The organism is Azospirillum sp. TSH64 (assembly GCF_003116035.1).
Classification (GTDB): Bacteria; Pseudomonadota; Alphaproteobacteria; order Azospirillales; family Azospirillaceae; genus Azospirillum.
Genome location: NZ_LGQW01000015.1, coordinates 6,097,456 through 6,121,474, shown reverse-complemented (window position 1 = coordinate 6,121,474; position 24,019 = coordinate 6,097,456). Strand labels below are relative to the sequence as shown.

Below are 24,019 nucleotides of genomic sequence, written 5' to 3'. Positions count from 1 at the left end.
CGGCAACTCCAACACGACGACCGCCTATTCGGCCTACACCGCCATCACCAACAGCGCGCCGGTGAACAGCGTGGTGCCGAGCGTGTCGGGCACGGCGACGGTGGGCAACGCGTTGAGCACCACCAACGGCACCTGGAGCGATGCCGACGGCGATGGCCGGACCTACAGCTACCAATGGTACCGGGCCGACGACAACAGCGGCACCAACCTGACCGCGATCAGCGGTGCGACCAGCGCCAGCTACACGCTGACCACGTCCGATGCCCACAAGTATCTGCGCGTGGTGGTCACCGCCAACGATGGACAGGGCGGCACCCAGACGGCGACCGCTGCCTACACCGCCATCACCAACAGCGCGCCGGTGAACAGCGTGGTGCCGAGCGTGTCGGGCACGGCGACGGTCGGCAACGCATTGAGCACCACCAACGGCACCTGGAGCGATGCCGACGGCGATGGCCGGACCTACAGCTACCAATGGTACAGGGCCGACGACAACAGCGGCACCAACCTGACCGCGATCAGCGGTGCGACCAGCGCCAACTACACGCTGAGCAGTTCGGACGGCCACAAGTACCTGCGCGTGGTGGTGACCGCCAACGATGGACAGGGCGGCACCCAGACGGCGACCTCGGCCTACACCGCCATCACCAACAGCGCACCGGTCTTCACCTCGTCCACCAGCGCCAGCCTGAGCATCTATGACGGAACCAATGCCGCGGTGATCACCGCGGCGGCAAGCGATGCGGAGAACGACACCCGCAGCTACAGCCTGGTCAGCGTCAACAGCGTCTCCAGCGGCGGTGATTTCGCGAAATTCGCCATCGACGGGTCCACCGGCGCGCTGACCGCGGTCAACGCCGCCAACCTGACGGCCGGCAGCTACACGGTCGTGGTCCGTGCGGATGACGGCCATGGCGGCACCACCGACCAGACCGTCACCGTCACCGTCGCCGGGGATCTGGTGGTGACGGTCAACGCCATAGATTCCAGCGCCCCCACCGGCACCTATTCGTCGGACGTGGCGGATGGCGGCGGTCTCGACCTGTACGAGGCCCTGGCCATCGCCAACAACCAGTCCGGACCGATCACCATCCGGTTTGCCTCCAGCCTGTCCGGCACCATCACGCTGGGCGGCACCTACACGGTGCGCGACGGCGTCACCCTGGCGATGGATAGCAGCGGCAACAGCCGCTCGCTGACCATCACCGGCAACGGCTTTACGCTGGGCAGCGGTCTGGGCATCAGCGTCGCCACGGGCGACATGCTGACGATCAACTCCACCCTGGCCGACGACGGCACCGTCACCTCGGCCCTGAGCAAGAGCGGGGACGGCAGGCTGGTGCTGGGCGGCACCAACAACACGACGTCCGGCGGCACCTCGGGCACCGGGCTGAACACCATCAGCGTCACGGCGGGCACCCTGGGGATCGGCTCCGACAGCAATCTGGGAACCGGCACGGTCACGCTGAACGGCGGCACGCTGCTGCTCAGCAACCTCGGCGGCGGCACGGTGGACAACGACATCGCGCTGGGGTCGTCGAACGGCACGGTCAATGTCGCCAGCTCGGCCGCCATCCTGTCGGGCGCCATCACCGGCAGCGGGTCGCTGGCCAAGACCGGCGGCCAGCTGCTGACGCTGAGCGGGAGCAACAGCTATTCGGGCGGCACCACGGTCAGCGGGGCGAACGGCCTTTCGGTGACCGGTTCGGACAATCTGGGCAGCGGCGCCGTCACCTTGAACACGACGCTGAAGATCACCGGCGCCAGCACCACGGTCACCAACGCCATCGTCATCAACAACGATGCGGCGATCATCTCCAACGCGAGCGCGGTGACGCTGTCGGGGGTGATCTCCGGCACGAACGCCGTCGAGAAACAGGGGGCCGGCGCCCTGACGCTCGGCGGCACCAACACCCATACCGGCAACTGGGCGATCTCGGCCGGCACGCTGATCGCCTCGGGCGGGTCGGCGATCGGCGATTCCAGCTCCGTCACCCTCAGCGGCTCCGGCGTGTTCCGGGTCAGCGCCAGCGAGACGGTCGGCGCGCTGACCGGCAACAGCAGCGCCGCCACCGACGTCACCATCGACAACGGCATGGTCCTAACTGCCACCTATGGCAGCAACGCCACCATGGCGGGCGTGATCGGCGGACTGGGCGGCTTCACCAAGGCGGGCAGCGGCACGCTGACCCTGTCCGGGGCCAACAGCTACAGCGGCGCGACCACCCTGTCGGGCGGCGGGCTGACGGTGTCGGGCGGGTCGGCGATCGGCGACAGCAGCGCGGTGTCCGTCGCCACCGGCACCACCCTGACCCTGTCGAGCGACGAGACCATCGGTTCGCTGAGCGGATCCGGCACGGTGGCGATCGGCGCCAACACCCTGACCACCGGGGTGAACAACAGCTCGACCACCTTCTCCGGCACCCTGACCGGCAGCGGTGCCTTCAGTCTCGACGGCAGCGGCACGATGACGCTGTCGGGCTCCAACAGCGGCGGCTTCAGCGGAGAGATGAGGGTGCGGAGCGGCGGCACGCTGAGCGTGGCCGGCGACGACAACCTGGGCACCGGCACGGTGACGCTGAACGGCGGCACGCTGACGGTGACCGGGGCCGGCACCATCGACAACGCCTTCGACACCGGGGTCAACGGCGCCACCATCGACACCGGCGTCGCCGTGACGCTGTCTGGCGCCATCGGCGGCAACGACGGACTGACCAAGACGGGCAGCGGCACGCTGACCCTGTCGGGCACCAGCAGCTACGCCGGACCGACCACCGTGTCGGTGGGCACCCTGCTGGTGACCGGGGCGCTCGGCGGCACCAGCGCCGTCTCGGTGGCGTCGGGGGCGACGCTGGGAGGCACCGGCTCGATCTTCGCCGCCAGCTCGTCCAACACGCTGACGGTCGCGTCCGGCGCCACCCTGGCGCCCGGTATCGCCGGGACCAACAACGGCGTCGGCAGCCTGACCGTCAACGGCAACCTGTCGCTGAGCGGCACCCTGGCGGTCGAGATCGCCGGCACCACCACCGCCGGCACCGACTACGACCAGGTGATCGTCAGCGGCGGCGTCACGCTGTCCAGCGGCTCCAGCGCCATCACCGTCACCCGCGTCAACGGCTTCGCCGCGACCAACGCCAGCTACAGGGTGATCGACCAGACCGGCGCCGGCACGCTGTCCAACACGCTGTCGGGGTTGGCGCAGGGCGCCACCATGACCAGCAACGGCGACCTCTATACGGTCGACTATGCCGGCGGCACCGGCAACGACCTGGTGCTGAACGGCATCGTCAACCCGACCGTCTCGTCGGTCAGCGCCAGCACCGCCGACGGCAGCTACAAGGCCGGCGACACCATCTCGATCACCATCACCTTCAACCGGGCGGTGACGGTGACCGGCACGCCGACCCTGGCGCTCGGCACCGGGCGGACGGCCACCTATTCCAGCGGGTCGGGCGGCACGACCCTGACCTTCACCTACACAGTGCAGGCCGGCGATACGTCGGCCGACCTCGACTACGCCTCCACCGCTGCGCTGGCGCTGAACGGCGGCACGATCGCCGACAGCTCCACCAGCCTGGCGGCCATCCTCACCCTGGCGGCGCCAGGGGCGGCGAACTCGCTGGGCGCCAACAAGGCGATCATCGTCGACACCACGGCGCCGGGCGCGCCGACCGCCCCGGACATGACGGCGGGCACCGACAGCGGCAGCTCGAGCACCGACAACGTCACCAGCAACACCACGCCGACCTTCACCGGCACGGCGGAGCCCAACAGCACGGTGACGCTGTACGACACCGACGGCACCACGGTGCTGGGCACCGGCACGACGGACGGCTCCGGCAACTATTCGGTCACCGCCACCACGGCGCTGACGCCGGGAACCCACACCCTCACCGTCAAGGCGACGGACGCGGCCGGCAACGTCTCCAGCGTCTCGGGCGGGCTGTCGGTCACCGTCGACACCAGCGCGCCGGCGACACCGGGCACGCCGGTCCTGCCGGCGGCGAGCGATACCGGCATCTCCGCCAGCGACGGCATCACCAGGACCACCACCCCGACGATCACCGGCACGGCGGAGCCCAACAGCACGGTGACGCTGTACGACACCGACGGCACCACGGTGCTGGGCACCGGTACGGCGGACGGCTCCGGCAATTATTCGGTCACCGTCGCCACCGCCCTGTCGACCGGGCCGCACACCCTCACCGTCAAGGCGACGGACGCAGCCGGCAACGTCTCCCCCGCCTCGAGCGGGCTGTCGGTGACGGTGGACAGCACGGCGCCGACGGTGACGGGCGTCACCTCCTCCACCGCCGACGGCAGCTACAAGGCCGGCGACACCATCTCGATCCAGGTCAGCCTGTCCGAGACGGTGATCGTCAACGGCACCCCGACCATCACGCTGAGCAACGGGCGGACCGCCACCTACAGCGGCAGCTCGGGGACCGGCACGCTGACCTTCACCTACACGGTGCAGGCCGGCGACACCGCCGCCGACCTCGACTACGCCTCCACCGGCGCGCTGGCGCTGAACGGCGGCACGATCACCGACACCGCCGGCAATGACGCGGCGACGACCCTGCCGGCGGTCGGCGGCGGATCGTCGCTGGGCGGCACCAAGAACATCGTCATCGACACCACGGCGCCGACGGTGTCCTCGGTGTCGGTGCCGACCGGCGGCATCTACAAGGCCGGCGATGTGATGGAGTTCACCGTCGCCTTCAACGAGGCGGTGACGGTGACGGGCAGCCCGATCCTGCCGATCACGCTGGACGACGGCACGGTGGTGCAGGCGGCCTACGTGTCGGGGTCGGGCGGCACCAGCCTGACCTTCCGCTACACGGTGCAGGCGGGCTTGAGCGACAGCGACGGCGTCCGCCTGGTCTCCGCCCTGACCGGCGGCACGATCACCGACCTGGCCGGCAACGCCGCGGTGCGGACGCCGGGCAACGTCGCCGATACCGGCGGCGCCCGCATCGACAGCGTCCCTCCCACCGTCACCAACGTCACCTCCAGCACCGACAACGGCACCTACACCACCGGCCAGACCATCTCGATCCAGGTGAGCTTCAGCGAGGCGGTGGCCGTCAGCGGCACGCCGACGCTGGCGCTGAACACCGGCCGCACCGCCGTCTACAGCAGCGGGGCCGGGACCAGCACGCTGACCTTCACCTACACGGTGCAGGCCGGCGACACCGCCGCCGACCTGGATGCCATCGGCACCTCGGCCCTGGCGGGATCGATCACGGACATTGCCGGCAACGCCGGCATCCTGACCCTGACGATGCCGGGTGACGCGCGGTCGCTGGGGCTGAACAAGGACATCGCCATCGACACCACGGCGCCGGCGATCCGCAGCGTCATCGTGCCAAACGACGGCGTGTACGGCCTCGGCAAGACGCTGAGCTTCTACATCCAGGCCAGCGAGGTGGTGATCGTCAACGGCACCCCGACGATCACGCTGGACATCGGCGGCCAGACCCGCCAGGCGGTCTACACCCCCACGGGCAGCAGCGGGACGACCCTGCGCTTCGACTATGTGGTGCAGGCGGGCGACAGCGACGCCGACGGCATCGCCGTCACCGGGCTGAACCTCAACGGCGGCGGCATCGCCGACAAGGCCGGCCTCCCGCTGCCCACGGCGCTGACCGGCCTGCCGGGCCTGCAGAACGTCCTGGTCGACACCGTGGCGCCGGACACCCCCCCGGCCCCGGTGCTGGCGCCCGGGCAGGACACCGGCAGCTCCGCCACCGACGGGGTGACCAGCCTCAACCGCCCGACCCTGGGCGGCACGGCGGAAGCCGGGTCCACCGTCACCGTCCTGGTCGACGGCGTGGCGGTCGGCACCACCATCGCCGGCTCCGACGGCAGCTGGAGCTTCACGCCGGCCACCCCGCTGGCCGACGGCACCCATGCCGTCACCAGCCGGGCGACCGACCGGGCCGGCAACAGCAGCGGCACCTCGGCGGCGCTGACGCTGACCATCGATGCCACGGCGCCGGTGCTGTCGACCCCGGCGATCTCCGGTATCGACAATTCGGCCAACGTCATCTCGACCGGCCGTCCGATCCTGACCGGCAGCGCCGATCCGAACAGCGCGGTCACGGTCATCGTCGACGGCGTCACCGTCGGCACGGCCACGACCGGCAGCGACGGGCGCTGGAGCTTCGCCGTCACCGCCCCGCTGGCCGACGGCAGCCACAACGTGGTCACCACCGCCACCGACCGCGCCGGCAACATCGGCCGTTCGGGCACGCTGAGCCTGACGGTCGACACCCAGGCCCCGACGGTGTCCGGCGGCTCTGCCCCGACGCTGACCGCCGGCGGCACGGCGACGCTGGGAACCGCGGTGTCGCTGTCGGACGCCAGCTCGCTGAACCGGGTGACGGTCACCCTGACCGACGCCCGCAGCGGCGACGAGCTGGTGATCGGCGCCCTGCCGGCCGGCATCACCGCGACCCGCGACGGCGCCGGCATCGTGCTGACCGGCGTGGCGTCGGCCGCCGACTATCAGGCGGCGGTGCGGGCGATCGGGCTGCGGTCGAGCGCCAGCGACCCGAGCTTCACCGGCACGGCGACCAGCCGGTCGATCAGCATCCAGGCCCGCGACCTCGTCGGCAACAGCTCCACCGCGACCACGGTGACGGTCGCGGTGGCCCGCGTCACCACCACCACGACGACCACCCCCACCGTCAACACGACCAACAGCCCGGCGATCACCACGCCGGTCACCGGCAGCGGCAACGGTCCGTCACAGTCCGGCAGCTCGGCGCTCGGTTCCTCGTCGAACGGCCCGTCCTCCAACGGCTCGTCCTCGGGCAGTGTGCTGGGCGGCAGCGTGTTGGGTGGCGGGTCGGGCCCGAGCCTGCCGGGCGGCGGCAGCGGCGGCAGCGCCGGCATCCCCGGCAGTTCGGCCAGCACGGATGCCGGTCGCTCGGTGACGCTGGGCAGTGTCGGCGGCAGCTCCGCCAGCACGGATGCCGGCCGGTCGGTGACGCTGGGCAGCGTCGGCGGCAGCTCCGCCAGCACGGATGCCGGCCGGTCGGTGACGCTCACCAGCATCGGCGGCAGTTCCTCCGGTTCCGGCAGTTCCAGCAGCGGACTGGGGGGAAGCAGTCTCGGTGGCGGGCTGGGCGGCGGTTTGGGTGGCCTCGGTGGCGGCGGCCTTGGTAGCGGTCTGGGCGGCGGCAGCCTGGGCGGCACGGGCCTCGGCGGCACCGGCGGCACCGGCGGCACGCTCGGAGGGACCGGCACGGGGACCGGAAGCAACACGGGAACCGCCAGCGGCGGCACCACGACCGGCACGGGCGGCACGACGCGCACCGGCACCAACGGCCAGGGCACTCCCGGCCAGACCGGCATCCAGGGCACCGGCCAGAACAACGGTCAGGGTCAGGGTCAGGGCCAGATTCAGGGCCAAGGCCAGGACCGGGGGACCGGCCTCGGCACCGGGCAGGGCCGCGGCCCGACGGCCGGACAGCCGGGGAACCAGGGCCAACAGGGTCAGCAAGGCCAGGGCCAGCAGGGTCAGGGCCAGGGCGAGCAGCAGGGCCAGCCGCAAAACCAGGGCGCTCCCCAGGATGGCGGCGGCACCCCGGCGGACGGCAGCGGCCGGCCGGCGGAGCGCGGAGCGGACACCCGCGCCGAGATCATGCCGGCCTCCCCCGGCTTCGCCCGTCAGGTCGCCCGCGCCCATGGCGGCCCGACCGGCGCCGCCGACCTGCTGGCCGCACTCGCCAGCCACATCCTGCCCGACAGCCGGGCCGCCTGACGGCGGCCCGGCTCCCCATCCCCACCCATCCTTCTCACCCGGGGTCTTTCCCGCCGTCCTTCTCATTCCCGCGTCGCTTTTCCCTCATCCAATCCTTTTCCGCCGAACGGAATTGCTCCCGCCATGAAGACTTCGACCGCTCACCTCCGCCGCCGCTTGCTTTCTTCGGTGGTTCCCGTCGCCGTTCTGACGGCATCCCTGCTGGCCGCGGGCTGCGCGGTCAAACCCGAGCCGCTGACGGCCGAGGAGAATCTGGCGCGCGTCCGCAAGGATCTGGGTGTCGTCCTGACGCCGCAGGAGCCGCTGACCAAGGCGGTCTCGATGGACGAGGCGATGGCGCGGGCCATCAAGTACAACCTCGACGAACGGGTGAAGCTGATGGAGGTGGCGGTCGCCACCGACCAGCTGGACCTGTCGCGCTATGACATGCTGCCGCGCGTGGTGGCGGCGGCCGGCTATGTCGGGCGCAACAACGACGCCGGGTCGGAGAGCCTGAACCTCGCCACCGGCCGGCGGACGGGCGAGAGCACCACCGCCACCGACAGGCACCGCCGCACCGGCGACCTCGCCTTCACCTGGAACGTGCTGGACTTCGGCGTCAGCTATCTGCGGGCGCGGCAGAACGCCAATCTGGTGCTGATCGCCGACGAGCGCCGCCGCCGCGTCGTCCAGGGCATCATGCAGGACGTGCGCACCGCCTATTGGCGCGCCGTCGCCGCCGAGCGGCTGCTGAAGCGGCTGGCCCCGCTGGAGAAGCGTGTCGAGGGCGCCCGCCGCGATGCCCGCACGCTGGAGGCGTTGCGCGTCCAGGCGCCGCTGCAGGCGCTCAACTACACCCGCACCCTGGTCGAGACGCTGCGCCAGCTGCAGTCGCTGCGCCGCGAGCTGGTGGCGTCGAAGTCGCAGCTGGGCGCGCTGATGGGCCTGCCGCCGGGCGAGCCGTTCGAGATCGAGATGCCGGCGGCCAGCGTCATGCAGTCGCCGCCCAAGCTGGATGTCGGCGCCGAGGCGCTGGAGACCTACGCCCTGCTGAACCGGCCGGAGCTGCTGGAGGAGAGCTACAACCAGCGCATCTCCGCCGACGAGACCTGGCGGTCGCTGCTGAAGCTGCTGCCGGGCATCGACGTCAACGCCGCCCTGCGCTACGACAGCAACAGCTTCCTGCTGAACCAGCGCTGGGCCGATTACGGCGCGCGGATCAGCTGGAACCTGATCAATCTGGTGTCGGCCCCCGCCACCAAATCCTACGCTGAGGCGCAGGAGGAGCTGATCGCCTTCCGCCGTCAGGCGCTGAGCATGGCGGTGCTGAGCCAGGTGCATGTGGCGGTGCTTCAGTACCGCGAGCTGAAGCAGGAGTTCGCCCTGACCGCCGAGCAGGCCGACCTCGACACCCGCATCCGCTCGCAATACACCAACGTCGGCGAGGCCGGGCAGGTCGGCGAGCTTGGCGTGATCCAGTCGGAGGTGACGGCGCTGCTGTCCGACCTGCGCCGCGACCTGGTGCTGGCCGACCTGCACAACGCCTATGCCCGCGTGATGGTGTCGGCCGGCGTCGACCCGCTGCCCGAGACGATGGCCGCCAACGACCTGCCCACCCTGACCCAGGCGGTGAGCCGGGGCCTCTCCTCCTGGCAGGACCGGGCCAACAGCGTGATGCGCGTCAAGGACCTGATGGCTGCGCCCAAGACCGCCGCCCAGGAAGCCCCGAAGCCGGAGCCGGTCAAGCAGGACGCGGTGAAACAAAAGCCGGTCAACAAGCCGGTTCCGGTCGCGACCGTCCCCACCCCCACTCCGGCCCCTGCTCCCGTTGCAGCCGGACCGGCTCCGGCCGCCATGCCCGTCGTGCCGGCCTCCTCCGCAGCGCAGGCGCCCGCGTCCTCTCCCGCTCCTGCCCCGGTGCCGGTTCCCGCTCCGGTTCAGGCTGCCGTTTCCGCTCCTGCCCCGGTGGCACCAGCCGCCACCCAGGTCGCTTCCCCGGTTGCGACGGCCTCCTTCTCTCCCGTCATCCAGGCTGAACTCGGGGCTTACGCAAGCCACAGGCTTGCCGAGAAGGAATGGGGTATCATCGCCAAACGCCTGGAAACGGAGGGCAGCGGGGTTGGCGCCCTGTATGTCGCCAGCCGGCGCAGCCAAGACGGCAAGACCATCGTCCAACTGCGCGCAGGCGGTTTCACCGACCGCGCCGCGGCCGAACGGTTCTGCCATCGTGTGAAGGATAGTCAGCGGGAATGCACTGTTCGTACCCTTTCGGCCCAAGAGCAGCAGTCCGACAGCCAGACCGCCGATCGGCTCGCGTCGCTGTGATCCGTCCCGGTGGTCGTCCCCGTGGCTGGCCCGGCATTGCTGCCGGCGCCGCTCTCCTGATCGCGCTGGTGGGTGGGGGCCTCGCCTCCACCCCGGCGGTGGCTCAGGACGCGTCCCAGGGGCAGGTCCGCGCCCTGATCGAGGCCCGGCGGCACGCCGTCCTCTCCTCCGAGATCCCCGGCCGCATCGCCCGCATGAGCGTCGATGCCGGCCAGAGCTTCAAGGCCGGCGAGCTGCTGGTCGGCTTCGACTGCTCCAGCTATCAGGCGGAACTGGACGGCGCCCGCGCCCAGCTGAACGCGGCCGAGGTGACGGCGCGGGTCAACCGGCGCCTGAACAGCCTGCGCTCCATCGGCGAGGCGGAGGTGCAGCTGGCCGAGGCCAAGGCCCAGGTCGCCCGCGCCGACGTCCGCAAGGCCGAGGTGCAGGCCCGGCGCTGCGACGTCAAGGCGCCCTTCGACGGCCGGGTGGTCGAACGCCGCATCCAGGAGCATGAGTCGGTCGCCGCCGGCGCGCCGCTGCTGGAGATCCTGTCCGACCGCGACCTGAAGGTGGAGCTGATCGTTCCTTCCTCCTGGCTGGTGTGGCTGAGGCCGGGGCAGCGCTTCGACCTGCGCGTCGACGAAACCGGCGCCACCCTGCCCGGCGAGGTCGTGCTGCCCGGTGCCAAGGTCGATCCGGCCAGCCAGTCGGTGAAGGTCACCGCCAAGCTGACCGGCGAGGGCGTTCCGTCTGGCATGATCGCCGGCATGAGCGGCACCGCCATCTTCCCCGAGCCCGCGCTGTCTTCTCTGCCGACCGGGAACCAAGGGGCTGGAAATCAGGGCGGCGCCCCCAGACCCGGAACTGCGAAGCCATGAGCACAGCCATGGCCCAGACCCCGCCCCAGCAGGCGGCTCCGCCGCAAGGGACGCCGCAGGGAGGCGCGCAGCCCGTCAACGGCCTGCTGATGCTGCTGGAGTTGCAGCGGCAGGCCTGGCGGCAGGCGACGGCGCCGGAGCTGCGCTATCACATCGTCAACCAGACCCGCCGGCTGATCGCCTATCGCCAGGCGGCCTTCCTGACGGTGGGCGAGCGCGGACGGGCGACGCTGGGGGCGGTGTCCAACATCGCGGTGCTGGAGCCGAACGCCCCCTTCGCCCAATGGCTGGAGGAGGCGGTGCGCGCCGTCGCCACCGGGCACGACGCCAACAGCGTCCACGTCGTCGATCCCGCCACCCTGCCCGCCTCCGTGCGCAGCGTCTGGGGGGAATGGGGGCCGGCGCAGGTGCTGTGGTGCCCGCTGCGCAAGCCGCAATCCCCGCAGGAGGCGCCCCGGGAAGCCCCCGGGGGAGCGGCGCCCGCCGCCGCGGCGGAAAAGGCAGCACCGCCGCTGGCCGGCCTGTGGCTCGGCCGTGACGAGCCCTGGACCGACGGCGAAATCCTGCTGCTGAGCCATCTGGCCGAAGGCTACGGCCATGCCTGGTGGGCGCTGTCGGGCAAGCGGACGAAGCGGCACGGGCTGCGCCGGACCCTGCTGCCGCTGCTGGCGCTGCTGGCCGTCGCCGGCGCGCTCGCCATCCCGGTGCCGATGTCGACCCTGGCCCCGGCCGAGATCCAGACCAGCAATCCGGTGATCGTCGCCGCCCCGCTGGACGGTGTGATCGAGCGGTTCCATGTGCAGCCGAACCAGCCGGTGGCGGCCGGCCAGCCCCTGTTCAGTTTCGAGTCCACCGTCCTGCGCAGCCGCTTCGAGGTGGCGCGCAAGGGGCTGACCCAGGCGGAGGCCGAACTGCTGACCGCCTCGCAGGCCGCCTTCGCCGACCCGCAGACCAAGGCGCGCATCGCCCAGCTCCGCGCCCAGGTGGAGTTGCGCCGGGCCGAGATGGCGCTCGCCCGCGACCTGCTGGAGCGGGTGACGGTGAAGGCCGAGCGCGCCGGCATCGCCGTCTTCACCGACATCAACGACTGGCTGGGCAAGCCGGTGTCGGTGGGCGAGCGCGTGCTGACCCTGGCCGACCCGCAGGCGCCGGAGATCGACATCATGGTGCCGGTCGGCGACGCCCTGGTGCTGGAGCCGGGTTCCCCGGTGGAGCTGTTCCTGAACGTCGATCCGCTCCACCCGCTGCGGGCGCGGCTGACCCATGCCAGCTACGAAGCCGGCCTGTCGGCCGCCGGCGTGCTGTCCTACCGGGTCAAGGCGGCGCTGGACGCGGGAGAGGCCCCGCCCCGCATCGGCCTGCGCGGCACCGCCAAGATCCTGGGCGACCGCGTGCCGCTGGCGCTTTACCTGTTCCGCCGCCCGCTGGCCCTGCTGCGCCAGTCGCTGGGCATCTGAGGCAGCCCTCCCAAGGCAAACCCGACGGCAAACCCGAGGACTCCCGTGTCCATCGCCCTCACTCCTTCCGCCGGCTCCTCCACCGAAGGCCCCTCCACCGGAGGCCATGCAGCCAGCTTCGCCCCGGCCGACCCGCTGGCGTCCCTGCGGCTGCCGGGGTTGCGCGACGACCTGGCCCTGCTGCCGGCGCCGGCGGGACAGGACGGGGCGCCGGGCTGGACCATCCACGACCCGGTGCGCAACCGCTATTTCCGCATCGGGCCGGAAGGCTTCGCGCTGATCGCCCACTGGCACCATGCCAACCCGCGCGCCATCGCCACGGCGGTGGCGGAGCAGAGCCTGTTCGAGCCGACGGTCGAGGACGTCATCGGCTTCTACCAGTTCCTGGCGGCCAACAACCTGACCGTCACGACCGACACCGCCTTTCTGGCGCGGCAGGCGGCGGCGCGGCACACCGGCTGGTTCTGGTGGCTGGTCCACAACTACCTGTTCTTCCGCATCCCGCTGGTGCGGCCGGACCGCTTCCTGTCGGCGACGGTGGGGCTGGTGGCGCCGCTCTACAGCCGGGCCTGGATGGTCGCGGTGCTGCTGACCGCGCTCCTGGCCGGGCTGCTGGTGGCGCGGCAGTGGGATGCCTTCCTGCACACCTTCCAGCATTTCTTCTCGCCCGAAGGGCTGGCGCTCTATGGCGTCACCCTGCTGGGCACCAAGATCTGCCACGAGCTTGGCCATGCCTACACCGCCAAGCGCTTCGGCTGCCGGGTGCCGACCATGGGGGTGGCCTTCCTGGTGATGTGGCCGGTGCTCTACACCGACACCACCGACGCCTGGAGGCTGGTGTCGCGCCGGCAGCGGCTGGCGGTGGGGGCCGCCGGCATGGCCACCGAGCTGACGATCGCCGTCTTCGCCACGCTGGCCTGGAGCTTCCTGCCCGACGGACCACTGCGCAGCGCCGCCTATTTCCTGGCGACGGTCAGCTGGGTCACCACGCTGGCGATCAACCTCAGCCCCTTCATGCGCTTCGACGGCTATTACCTGCTGTCCGACGCGCTGGACGTGCCCAACCTGCAGGATCGCGCCTTCGCCATGGCGCGCTGGAAGCTGCGGGAGTGGCTGTTCGGCCTCGGCATGGCTCCGCCGGAGGAGATGCCTGCGGGGCGGCGGCGCATCCTGCTGGCCTATTCCTACGCCACCTGGGTCTACCGGCTGGTGCTGTTCCTCGGCATCGCGCTGCTGGTCTACCACGTCGCCATCAAGGTTCTGGGGATCCTGTTGTTCGTCATCGAGATCGGCTGGTTCGTCGCGCGTCCCTTCCTAACCGAGGCCAAGGCCTGGTGGTCTCTGCGCGACCGTTTCCATATGAACCTGCGCACCGGGCTGACGCTGGCCGGGCTGGCGGCGGCGGTCGGGCTGACCCTGCTGCCGGTGACCGCCACCGTGTCGGTGCCGGTGGTCTGGCGGGCGTCGGGGTTCGCCACCGTCTACGCCCCCTTCCCCGCCCGGCTGGAGGAGACGCTGGTCGCCCGCGGCCAGAGCGTGGTGGAGGGCGAACCGCTGTTCCGCCTGACCGCCCCCGACCTGGAGGGCAAGCTGCGGCAGGCCGAACTGCGCATCGACTGGATGCAGGAGCAGATCGCCCGCCTGACCGCCAGCCGCGAGCAGCTCGACCGCGTGCGGGCGATGGAGGAGGATCTGGCCGCCGCCCTGGCCGAGCGGCAGGGCATTCTCGACAGCCGCGACCGGCTGGTGGTGCGCGCTCCCCTGTCAGGCACCGTGCGCGACATGGAGGATGCGCTGATCCCCGGCCGCTGGATCGGTCCGAAACTGCCGCTGGCGATGGTGGTGGCGCCGGGCAGCGGCGAGCTGGTCGGCTATGTCGGCGAAAGCGATTTCGACCGGCTGAGCCCGGGGGCCGGAGCGCAGTTCCACCCCGACGATCCACTGGCCCCCCGGCGCGCGGCGACGGTGCGCGCGGTCGACCCGGTCGCCGTGTCGGTTCTGGACGTGCCGGCGCTGGCCTCGGTCAATGGCGGGCCGGTGGCGGTGGAGGGGCAGGCGGGCTCCCAGCCGGGCCAGCAGCCCCATGGCGGCTCCACCCGCAGCGCGCTCGCCCCGGTGGAGGCGGTCTACCGCATCACCCTGGACGTCGAACCGGTGAAGGTCGGGCAGGGTGCCACAGCCGGCGCACAGGACGGGCCGGAGCGCGTCACCCGCGGCATCGTCCGCGTGGCGGGCGAGGCCCGCAGCATCGCCGAACGCTTCTGGCGCATGGCCGCATCGGTGCTGATCCGCGAGACGGGGTTCTGAAGCTTGGGCCCGCCTGAAATCCCGCCGCTGGTGGAAGCGTTGATCTGGAAAGCCCATGCTCATAAAGTGCTTCCGGCTTTCAGCGACGGATCGGCGGACCATGGCTCTTCAAAAATTCAACATCGTTGCTTCGAATGGAACGACGTTCTTTTTGCAGCTCGATCCGCAGGATATGGCCCAGCGTGACGTCATCGCCCATTTCCTTGGCGGCCAGATGTACGAACACGAAACGTCGCTGCTGTTCCTGAAGGTTCTTCGCTCCGGCGATACCGCCGTCGATGTCGGCGGCAATGCCGGCTATTTCACCATGCTTGCCGCGACCGCGGTGGGCGCACAGGGACGCGTGGTCACCGCCGAGGCCAATCCCGGACTGGCGGCCCTGATCCGCGACAGCGCCGCGCTGAACGATGTCTCGCATCTTTTCATCGAAAACGTTGCGATCAGCGATCGCAACGGAGAGATCGTCTTCGGATCGAACGGGACCAACGACAGCAATGGCGGCGTCGTGCCCGAGAAGACGCCGGGAGAAGCGCTGGAAAGCAACGAGTCCATCACGCAGTTCGTCGCCCGCGCCGAGACGCTCGACAGTCTGGCGGAGCGGCACGGCCTTGAGCGCATCCGCCTGCTGAAGATCGACACCGAGGGACATGAGTTGAATGTCCTGAAGGGCGCCGAAGGGCTTCTTCACGGGAAGAGGATCGACTTCATCGCCGCCGAACTCAACCTTCCCGGTCTGGCAAGGAACCGCACGAACCAGCACGAGCTGCGCCGGTTCATGGTGGAGCACGGCTATCACATGTTCCTGCTCGACCATGGCGGAGCCCTGCCCCGCCTCGTGCCGCCCGGAAGCGAGGTCAGGCAGACCTACACCTGCAACGTCCTGTTCTCCCGCATCGAAACGGTTGCCGGGGTCTGGGACAGCGTGGCGAACGAGCCTGCCGCCGTCAGCATCGCCAAACGCTGAAGCCTGCTCCCCCTATCAGCCTCCTGCCGCCAGCATCCCATCGCCGTCCACGGCAAACCCCGCCGTGGACGGGCGGACATAGCCGATCGGGTTGGGGCGCGGCTCGTTGCGGCCATACTGGATGAAGTGGACCAGAGCCTGCTGCTGGTCGCTGCCGAAAGCGCGCTGGAGGTCGGGGTTGGCCATCAGATAGGCAAGCGCGTTGAATTGGGTCGGCCGCCCGGCCGCCTGTCCGGTCGACTGGTAATGGGCGGTGGCGGCGGCGGTGTCGGTGCCGAAGGTTGCCGCCAGATCCGGGTTGGCGGCCAGATAGCTCAGCGCATCGAAGCCGGCGGCGTCGCGCCGCGGCGTGTTGCCGTAGAGGACGACATAGAGCTTCACCTGCTGCTCGCTGCCCAGGAAGACGCTCAGCAGATCCGGGTTGGCCAGCAGATAGTCGTGGGTGTTGAAGCTGGTGCTGCGGTTCTCCAGCCGGCCATAGCGGATGTAATGCTCCTCCGCCCGCACGGGATCGTTGCCGATGACGGCGGCGAGGTCGCGGTTGGCCGCCAGATAGGAGAGCGCGTCGAAGCTGGTGCTGCGCCCCTCCCGCCGGCCGCTGGACAGGTAATGGCCGGCCGCCCGCGCGGTGTCGGTGCCGAAGGCGGCGGCAAGGTCGGGGTTGGCGGCCAGATAGGCCAGGCTGTCGAAGGTGATGCCGCGCCCCTCGGCCCGGCCGGCGGTCACGTAATGGCGGGCCGCCGCCGACGGGTCCAGCCCGAAGGCCGACGCCAGATCCGGGTTCGACACCAGATAGCCGTAGCCGTCGAACCGGGTGCTGCGCCCCTCCCGCTGGCCGCTGGACAGATAATGGCGGGTGGCGGCCGTGGTGTCGGTGCCGAAGACGGCGGCGAGGTCGGGGTTGGCGGCGAGATAGGCCAGCGGGTCGAAGCTGCCGGCCGACCGCCCTTCCCGGCGGCCCAGGGTCAGATAATGGCGGCTCGCCGCCGCAAGGTCGTAGCCGAAGGCCGCCACCAGATCGGGATTGGCGGCGAGGTAGGAGAGCGGGTCGAAGGACCGGGCCGCCCGCCCCTCCGCCCGGCCGACGGACAGGTAATGCGCACGCGCCGCCGCGGCGTCGGTGCCGAAGACGGCGGCAAGGTCGGGATTGGAGGCGAGATAGGCCAGCGGGTCGAAGCCGGCCATCGTCTCGGCCAGCGTGGTCACCCGCAAGGTCACGGTCTGGCCGCTGACCGCCCCCTGGCTGTCGGTGACGGTGTAGGCGAAGGACCCCGGCGACGCCGGGGTGCCGGATGATGCCTGATAGGTCAGGCCGGCCAGATCGGCCACCCCCAGCGTCACCCCGGCCGTGACGGCGGTGCCGTTGGCGAGCCGGAGCGTGCCGGCGGACGGCAGGCGGACCAGCGTCACCGTCATGCTGTCGCCTTCGTCCGGGTCGCTTGGCCGGTCGATGCCGAGAGCGATGGCCGGCCCGGCCTCCAGGGCGGTCAGGGTCTTGTCGCCCTGGACGGCCGGCGGCCGGTTGGCCGGTCGCGAGGCGATGGTGAAGCCGATCCAACGGCTCCACGCCACGCCGTTGTAGGCGCGCACCGACAGCTCGTCGATGCCGGGCAGGGTGGAGGCGGCGAAGGTGACGCCGGCGAAGGCCGCCGCGGTCAGCGGCACCGCCGCGCCGGCAGCTTGGGCCGTCCCGCCGACCATGATGGAGCCGGCGCCGCTGGTGTTGTCGACCAGCTCATACTGGGTGACGAGGCCGCCGGCCGGATCGGTCGCCGTGATCAGGCTGGCAATGGCGATGGAGGAACCGATGGAAACCCGGCCGGCCCTGGCGGCGACCGCCGGAGGCAGCAGGCTGATGCGGGTGTCGGCGAACAGGGCGAATTCGACGTCGGTCAGCGTGTCGGTGCCCTCGCCGCCGCCGGAAATGGTGGCGCCGTCGGAGGTGACGGTGACGGTGTAGGAGGACCGGCTGCCGTTGTAGACCGCGGTGTCGGTTCCGCCGCCACCCTGCAGCGTGTCGTCGCCGGCCCCGCCGGTCAGCGTGTCGTCACCCGCCCCGCCGATCAGCAGGTTGTTGGCGCCGTTGCCGATCAGGATGTCGTTGCCGCTGCCGCCGATGGCGTTCTCGATGGTGACGCCGGCGGCGATCGACACATTGCCCACCGCCAGCCCGCCCGACCCGTTGGGGCCGATGGAGCTGAAGGCTCCGGGCGTCAGGTCGATGCTGACAGCCGATGCCTGCCCGCCGGCATCGATGGTGTCGGTGCCGCCGGCATCCCAGATGGACTGGCTGACCGCGACCGTGTTGCTGGCGAAGGCATAGCGGTCGTCGCCGATGCGGGTGTTGGTGTTGGCACCGTACAGGTACTGCGCCGCCGCGATGTCGTACAGCGCCGGCCCCGTCGCCAGCCCGTTCAGACCCAGGCTGGGGTGCCTGTTGTAGGACATGATCGTGTAGCGGTAATTGTCCTCGGCCGAGGACAGGTAGGGCGGTTCGCCCCCGCCGCCGGTGGCGTTGTAGTTGCCGGGATGCTTCAGCCCGATGGCATGCCCGATCTCGTGCAGGATGGTCAGGTAGCCGTAGGTTCCAAGCGTCGGGCTGGTGTTGGCGGCACTGCTGTTGGACAGGTAGATGTCGCCGCCGCCGTCATAGAGCGAGCCGCTCGGATAATAGGCGTAGGCGGCGCTGGAGCTTTGCCGGTTGGTGCCGAGGCGGATCGACCCGCCCTGCCCGCTGTTGGCGCTGTCGGAGGTCTCGACGAAGAAGATGTTGGCGACCGCGCTCCAGGCGGCCAATGCCTGGCGCACCGCGTCGCGCTGCGTGGCGGACAGCGGCGCGAAACCGGTCCCGTCCGAGACGGTGGCGTAGGACGGCAGCTGCTCCATGAAGCTGTAGGTGACGGTTGCCCCGCTGCCGGCAGCACCGCTGCCCCAGCGTGGCGTCCCCGTCGCCAGCAGGGCCGAGACGGTGGCGGAGGCGGCGCCCTGCGGAACCGAACCTTGCGGGTCCGGGGTTGCGGCAATCGGCGCGGCACTCCAGCCGGCGGCATTGCACAGCAGGCAGGAACAGGCAGGCACGGTGCCGGCCGGGGCGTCGGACAGGTCGGAAATGGTGATCGTCATGGACGGGAGCGGATCCGGGCCGCGGATCTGCGGCTCCGCCACTCTACAACCTTTCATTCCCCAATCGAAAGGGGAGGCAAACCCGGACCTTTTTTCTCACCGACGTGCCTTGGGGGGCGATCGGCCGGATCCCGGCCGGTCAACCCCATCACCCCTTCATCTTGAGATGGATCTTGGAGACCGGGAAATAACGCCTGTGGACATAGATGGCCTGATTGGGCCTCAGGATGCCTTTCCACTCGCCGTAGATGTCGATGTCCTCATGTTCGATGCCATAGCGCTTGACTAGGACGGAATAGATGCTCTGGTCATGGCGATGATTTTTATGGTCGCCGAAAATCGCGCTCTTGATGCAGGCGTAGAGGAACCCCTCGTCCACATAGCGCTGGAACCGCCCATTGGGCTTGTAGCCCTGGATTCCCGCGCATATCTGGTTGGCGTTCTTTTCCTCTTCGGACGCTCCCATGATCCTGAAGCAGAGATCGTGCGTCCAGGTCCTGTTCTTGTGGGAATCGCCGACGACGAAGATATGGTTCTGCTCGATCTTCTCGTAGATGTCCTTGATGTCCCGCACCAGCATCGCGCCGGAATCGAGATAGAAGATGTTGTCTCCGTAGGATGCCGCATCCTTGATGACGAAGGTCTTCCAGGCATACTGCTTGGGAGTGAGGAACTCGGGGTATATGTCGGACAACCAGGCCGGGAATTCCACGACCTGCACCTTGTGGCACCTGTTCAGCAAATCGACCTGTTCTCCTGAAAGACCGAGATTGTAGACGAGGATTCTGTCGATGGTGGAATCGCTCGTCGAATGAACAGTGCTGATCAGAAGAAGGCAGGATTCGTAGTAGGCGGAGTTGCAGCAGGTAACAAGGACATTCGACATCTTCAGCACTGCCCCGACACAGGAATTCTTCCGGAAAATTTGACCGACATTATCAGAAATCTCGCGGCATCAGCAACCCGGCGGGTTGACTTTCCTTCCGATCAACTCCTCGAACACCGCCTCGATCCGGTCGACCGAGCGGGCGACGGTGAAGTCGCGGGCGCGGCCGGACAGGGCCATGCGCAGCCAAGCATCACGATGGCGGGAGTTCTCCAACCGGCAGCGCTGCACAACAGGCAGGAACAGGCAGGCATCGTGCCGCCTGGGGCGTCGGGCAGGTCGGAGAGGGTGATTGTCATGACCGGGAGGAAAACCGCACCGCGGACTGCGGCACGGCCACTCTACAGCCTTTCATTCCCCTATCGAAAGGGGCGGTTGCTCCGGACCTTTTTTCTCACCGCCGGGCTCCGGGAGTGACCCGTCAGGTCATTCCCGACCCTTCGCCTTGAGCTGGATTTTGGAAACCGGGAAAGCGCGTCTGTGGACATAGATGGCCTGATCGGGCCTTAGAATGCCTTGCAACTCGCCGTAGATGCCTATGTCCTCGGGTTCTATGCCGTAGCGGCTGACCAGGACGGAATAGATGCTCTGGTCATGGCGATGGTTCTTGTGATCGCCGAAAATCGCGCTCTTGATGCAGGCGTAAAGAAACCCTTCATCCACGTAACGCTGGAACCGGCCGTTGGGTTTGTAACCCTGGATTCCTGCGGATATCTGATTGGCATTCTTTTCCTTCTCGGAGGCCCCCATGATCTTGAAGCAGAGATCATGGGTCCAGGTCTTGTTTTGCCCCCAACCGCCGACGACGAAAATGTGATTCTTTTCGATCTTCTCGTAGATGTCCTTGATGTCCCTTACCAACATCGCGCCGGAATCGAGATAGAAGATGTTGTCTCCGTAGGATGCCGCATCCTTGATGACAAAGGTCTTCCAGGCATACTGCTTGGGGGTGAGGAACTCGGGGTATATGTCGGACACCCAGGCCGGGAATTCCACGACTTGGACCTTATGACACTTTTTTAGGAAAGCGACCTCTTCGCCCAAAAGACCGAGATTATAGACAAGGATCTTATCAATAGTCGAATCGCTCAAATTATGGACAGTACTAATCAAAAGAAGGCAGGATGAGTAATATTCGGAGTTGCAACAAGTGACGAGGACATTTGTCATCTTCAATTTATCCAAAAACTAATAGGTATTTTCGGCAACAACTTTGACGACAATACCAAAAATCTTCATTATTGGCAACTTTAGAGGCCATCTTTCACTCTGGCCAGCTCCTCGAACACCGCTTCGATGCGGTCGACGGACCGGGCGACGGTGAAGTCGCGGGCGCGGTCGCGGCCGGACAAGGCCATGCGCAGCCAGGCATCGCGGTCCTTGACCAGGCTGCGCAGGCGGCCGGCAAGCGCCTCATGGTCCTCCGCCTTGAACAGCAGGCCGTCCACGCCGTCGCGCAGCACCTCGCCGCTGCCGCCGGTGCCGCTGCCGACCACGGTCAGGCCGGCGGCCATCGCCTCCACCTGCGAGATGCCGAAGGGCTCCTGGAAGACGCTGGGGAAGACCAGCACGTTGCAGCGGGCGAACAGGTCGGACAGGCCGCGGCGGTCGAGGAAGCCGGTGAAGCGCACCTTGCCGGCCATGCCGTGGCGCTCGATGAAGTCGCGGCAGCGGGCCGCCAGATCGGCGTCCGGCGCCTCCCCGGCGAAGGTGCAGTCGAAGTCGATGCCCTCGCGGTGCAGGATCGCAAGCGCGTTGATCAGCGTCTGCGGCCCCTTGTAGTTGACGAACAGGCTGGCGAAGGCGATGCGCAGCCGGTCGGTCGAGGGCATCGCCGCGCGGTGGAAATAATCGACGCGGGCGCCGGGATGGATCACCGTGGCGGGCAGGCCGTAGCCGCCGGCGACAAGCCGGTCCGCCACCCAGCCGCTGGCCGGTCCGGCGCGGTAGAGGGGGGAGCGGGGTGCCGTCTCCGGCGCGTAGCCGGGATTCTGGTTGCCCAGGCAGTGCAGAACCGGGACGCCCATCTGCCGGGTCAGCGGGTCGAGAAACTCAGTTCCGACCAGATCGAGGTTGCCGGCCAGACAGGCGTCGGCGCGGAAGTCGCGGGCGGTCTCCAGCACGCGGCGGATGTTGGCGCGGACCAGCGCGGCGCGATGGGCCGGATCGTCGTGGATGAAGGCGCGGCCGTCCTTCCAGGTGCCATAGAGGGTAAGCGAGCGGTCGACATGCGCCTCGATATCCTCGGTGCCGGCCATGCCGGGCCGGGCGAGTTCGGGCACGTCGGCGGTCAGCACCGTCACCGCATGGCCGCGGCGGATCAGTTCGGCCGAGAACTCCCACAGCTTGCGGCCATAGCCGCCGAACTCCTGCGGTGGGAACAGGTTGGTGACCACCAGGATGCGGCGCGGCCGGCCGGTCGACGGGGCGGCCGCCTGCCGGAACAGGCCGAGGTAGCGCTCCAGCCCCGGATGGCCGCCGGTGGCGGCGGCGAAGGCGGCGGCGTCCAAATCCGGAGCCGGGTCTGCGGTTCCGGCGAGACGGGCGGCACGCCGGGCCTCGCAAAGATAGACGAATGCCTCCAGCGCGCGTCCCGCCACCGCACACAGGCGGGCCAGCCCGGCGAGCGCATCCGGCTGCTGGCGGTCCAGCCCGACGGCACCCAGCAGAAACCGTTCCGCCAGGCTGTTCTCGCCGAAGCGGGCGGCCAGACGGGCGGCGCCGACCATCTGGTCGGCGGTCCTCAGCATCGGCTCCAGCGCCGTCAGGCGCGCACGCCGCAGATCCGGCGCCAGTCCCGCCGCCAGATCCGGATTGGACAGCGAGCGTCCGGCATAGCGCAGGGCGTCGGCGCACTGGAACAGGATGCCGCCGGGTTCGGTGGGCACGAAGCCCCAGCCGGCCAGATGGGCGGAGGCCGCGGCATGGTCGCGCGCCGACGCGGCGGGGCAGAGGACGAAGGCGCCGGACAGCCGGGCCATCCGGCGGTCGGCTTCGGCCCTATCGGAACCGGCACCCGGCCAGGGCAGCAGCGTCACCGCATCGTCCCGCACCCGGTCGGGGGATGGCGGCAGCGGCAGGGCAACCGGGGCGGCCTCGGCGTCCAGTGCGTCGCCCAATGCGGCGAAGGCCACCCGCGGCAGATCGCGGGCCATGAGGCGCAGGTCGGCGGCGAAGCCGTCCTCCGCGGCGGCATGGACGGTCAGCCGCGACGCGGTCAGCTGCAGCCGCTGCAATGCCTCGTAGGCGGCGAGGCGGCAGCGGAAGCCGGCGCTCCGGGCCGGCAGGGCCGACAGTCCGCGCCGTTCCCCGCGCACCTCCAGCGCCGGATCGACGCGGTCGTCCAACACCGCGGCGTAGAACTGGGCGCATTTGACCCGCGGGCTGTGGAATTCCAGCAGATGCGCCTGTCCGGCCCGGCGGATCGCCATCGCCTGATCCGGGTGGTCGAGGTAATGGCGGGCCATCTCCACCAGCTCGCCGGGCGAACGGTAGGTCGCGAGATGGCGGCCGAGGGTGAAGCAGCGCTCCAGACCGGCGTCGGGCGACAGCGCATCGGTCAGCAGGAAGCCGCCGGCGCCCAGCGCCTCGAAGACGCGCAGGTTGAGGTCGCCGTTCAGCGAGACGTTCAGCGTGATCTGCGAGCCGGCATAGATGTCGGCCGCCATTTCCGGCGGCGCCCGCATCGCGGTCAGCGGCAGCCCGGCTTCCGTCAGCCGGTCCAGCACATGACGCCGCCAGGGATGGAAGGCGCCGACCTGGCCGACGAAGGTGAGGGGGCGGTCGGGGACTGCGGGAATGTCGCGCCGGCGCAGCGCATAATCCACCGCCGGGATCCAATAGACGCGGTCGAACCCCGCCTCCAGGAAGGCATGGGCATGCTGGCGGGTGTGGTCGAGAACAACGGCGTCGAAGCTCTCCATCGCGCCATAGGCCAGCAGCGTGCGCAGCGGGCCGGCGAAATGGTGGGTGTCGCCGACCAGCAGAACCTTAGTGCCCGGCAGCCGGTCCAGCCCGCGGGGAAGGTTGCGCCGGGTGGCGTCGGCCTTCACCACGATCAGCTCCGGACGCTGGTGCGCCGGCAGTCGGGCGACGATGGCCAACAGATCATATTCGCCGGGCGGGGTGTTCAGCGACGCGAAGCCGTCGCCGGTTTCCACCGTCGGGCAGTCGGGCCCGCAGAACACCTCGCGCTCCGAGAACAGCGGCCGGCGGTAATAGTCGGGCGTGGCAAGGCAGCAGAACAGCGTGCGGGGAGCGTCGGCTGCCGGCTGCGGGAGGAGGGAGGCGGCTTGCGTGTGCGGCGGCATGAGGAGGTCTCGGACGCGGGTTGGGAAACGGCGGACC

Annotated in this window: 10 protein-coding genes; 6 read left to right on the top strand and 4 right to left on the bottom strand. The window is 69.5% G+C overall.

Annotation, left to right across the window (positions count from 1 at the left end; translation table 11 throughout):
* The first annotated feature begins 112 nt into the window (after positions 1-112).
* From TSH64_RS29035 to TSH64_RS29010, 6 genes are all read left to right on the top strand, one after another.
* Complete coding sequence (locus TSH64_RS29035) at positions 113-7,771, top strand: Ig-like domain-containing protein (RefSeq protein ID WP_247873203.1); 7,659 nt, start codon at positions 113-115, stop codon at positions 7,769-7,771.
* A 123-nt stretch (positions 7,772-7,894) separates the two neighbouring features.
* Positions 7,895-10,075 (top strand): TolC family protein, encoded by a 2,181-nt coding sequence (locus TSH64_RS29030; protein WP_247872665.1) that lies wholly within the window; start codon positions 7,895-7,897, stop codon positions 10,073-10,075.
* Complete coding sequence (locus tag TSH64_RS29025; protein ID WP_247872666.1) at positions 10,072-10,935, top strand: efflux RND transporter periplasmic adaptor subunit; 864 nt, start codon at positions 10,072-10,074, stop codon at positions 10,933-10,935. Before TSH64_RS29030 ends, TSH64_RS29025 begins: the two co-directional genes overlap by 4 nt.
* Positions 10,932-12,392, top strand: coding sequence for an HlyD family efflux transporter periplasmic adaptor subunit (locus TSH64_RS29020; protein WP_109095119.1), 1,461 nt, complete (start codon positions 10,932-10,934; stop codon positions 12,390-12,392). The genes TSH64_RS29025 and TSH64_RS29020 overlap by 4 nt, the downstream gene beginning before the upstream one ends.
* Positions 12,393-12,437: 45 nt before the next feature.
* On the top strand, positions 12,438-14,699 hold the full coding sequence (locus tag TSH64_RS29015; protein WP_109095120.1) for a biotin/lipoyl-binding protein: 2,262 nt from the start codon (positions 12,438-12,440) through the stop codon (positions 14,697-14,699).
* A gap of 100 nt (positions 14,700-14,799) precedes the next feature.
* Positions 14,800-15,663 (top strand): FkbM family methyltransferase, encoded by an 864-nt coding sequence (locus TSH64_RS29010; RefSeq protein ID WP_199237383.1) that lies wholly within the window; start codon positions 14,800-14,802, stop codon positions 15,661-15,663.
* Positions 15,664-15,678: 15 nt separating this feature from the next.
* Here TSH64_RS29010 and TSH64_RS29005 read toward each other — a convergent pair whose 3' ends face one another.
* The 4 genes from TSH64_RS29005 to TSH64_RS28990 all read right to left on the bottom strand — a co-directional run bounded on the left by TSH64_RS29005 (position 15,679) and on the right by TSH64_RS28990 (position 23,982).
* Positions 15,679-18,786: a M10 family metallopeptidase C-terminal domain-containing protein gene (locus tag TSH64_RS29005; RefSeq protein WP_109095175.1), complete on the bottom strand. Its 3,108-nt coding sequence runs from the start codon at positions 18,784-18,786 to the stop codon at positions 15,679-15,681.
* Positions 18,787-18,934: 148 nt separating this feature from the next.
* On the bottom strand, positions 18,935-19,672 hold the full coding sequence (locus TSH64_RS29000; RefSeq protein ID WP_146207949.1) for a hypothetical protein: 738 nt from the start codon (positions 19,670-19,672) through the stop codon (positions 18,935-18,937).
* A 426-nt stretch (positions 19,673-20,098) separates the two neighbouring features.
* Complete coding sequence (locus TSH64_RS28995; protein ID WP_146207950.1) at positions 20,099-20,764, bottom strand: hypothetical protein; 666 nt, start codon at positions 20,762-20,764, stop codon at positions 20,099-20,101.
* Between the two features lie 158 nt (positions 20,765-20,922).
* Positions 20,923-23,982: a glycosyltransferase gene (locus TSH64_RS28990; RefSeq protein ID WP_109095124.1), complete on the bottom strand. Its 3,060-nt coding sequence runs from the start codon at positions 23,980-23,982 to the stop codon at positions 20,923-20,925.
* Positions 23,983-24,019 lie beyond the last annotated feature (37 nt).

Excerpts from the sequence above, each read along its gene's own strand:
- TSH64_RS29030 (WP_247872665.1), top strand. The coding sequence starts at position 7,895 with ATGAAGACTTCGACCGCTCACCTCCGCCGCCGCTTGCTTTCTTCGGTG.
- TSH64_RS29020 (WP_109095119.1), top strand. The coding sequence starts at position 10,932 with ATGAGCACAGCCATGGCCCAGACCCCGCCCCAGCAGGCGGCTCCGCCG.
- TSH64_RS29010 (WP_199237383.1), top strand. The coding sequence starts at position 14,800 with ATGGCTCTTCAAAAATTCAACATCGTTGCTTCGAATGGAACGACGTTC.
- TSH64_RS29005 (WP_109095175.1), bottom strand. The coding sequence starts at position 18,786 with ATGACGATCACCATTTCCGACCTGTCCGACGCCCCGGCCGGCACCGTG.
- TSH64_RS29000 (WP_146207949.1), bottom strand. The coding sequence starts at position 19,672 with ATGTCGAATGTCCTTGTTACCTGCTGCAACTCCGCCTACTACGAATCC.
- TSH64_RS28990 (WP_109095124.1), bottom strand. The coding sequence starts at position 23,982 with ATGCCGCCGCACACGCAAGCCGCCTCCCTCCTCCCGCAGCCGGCAGCC.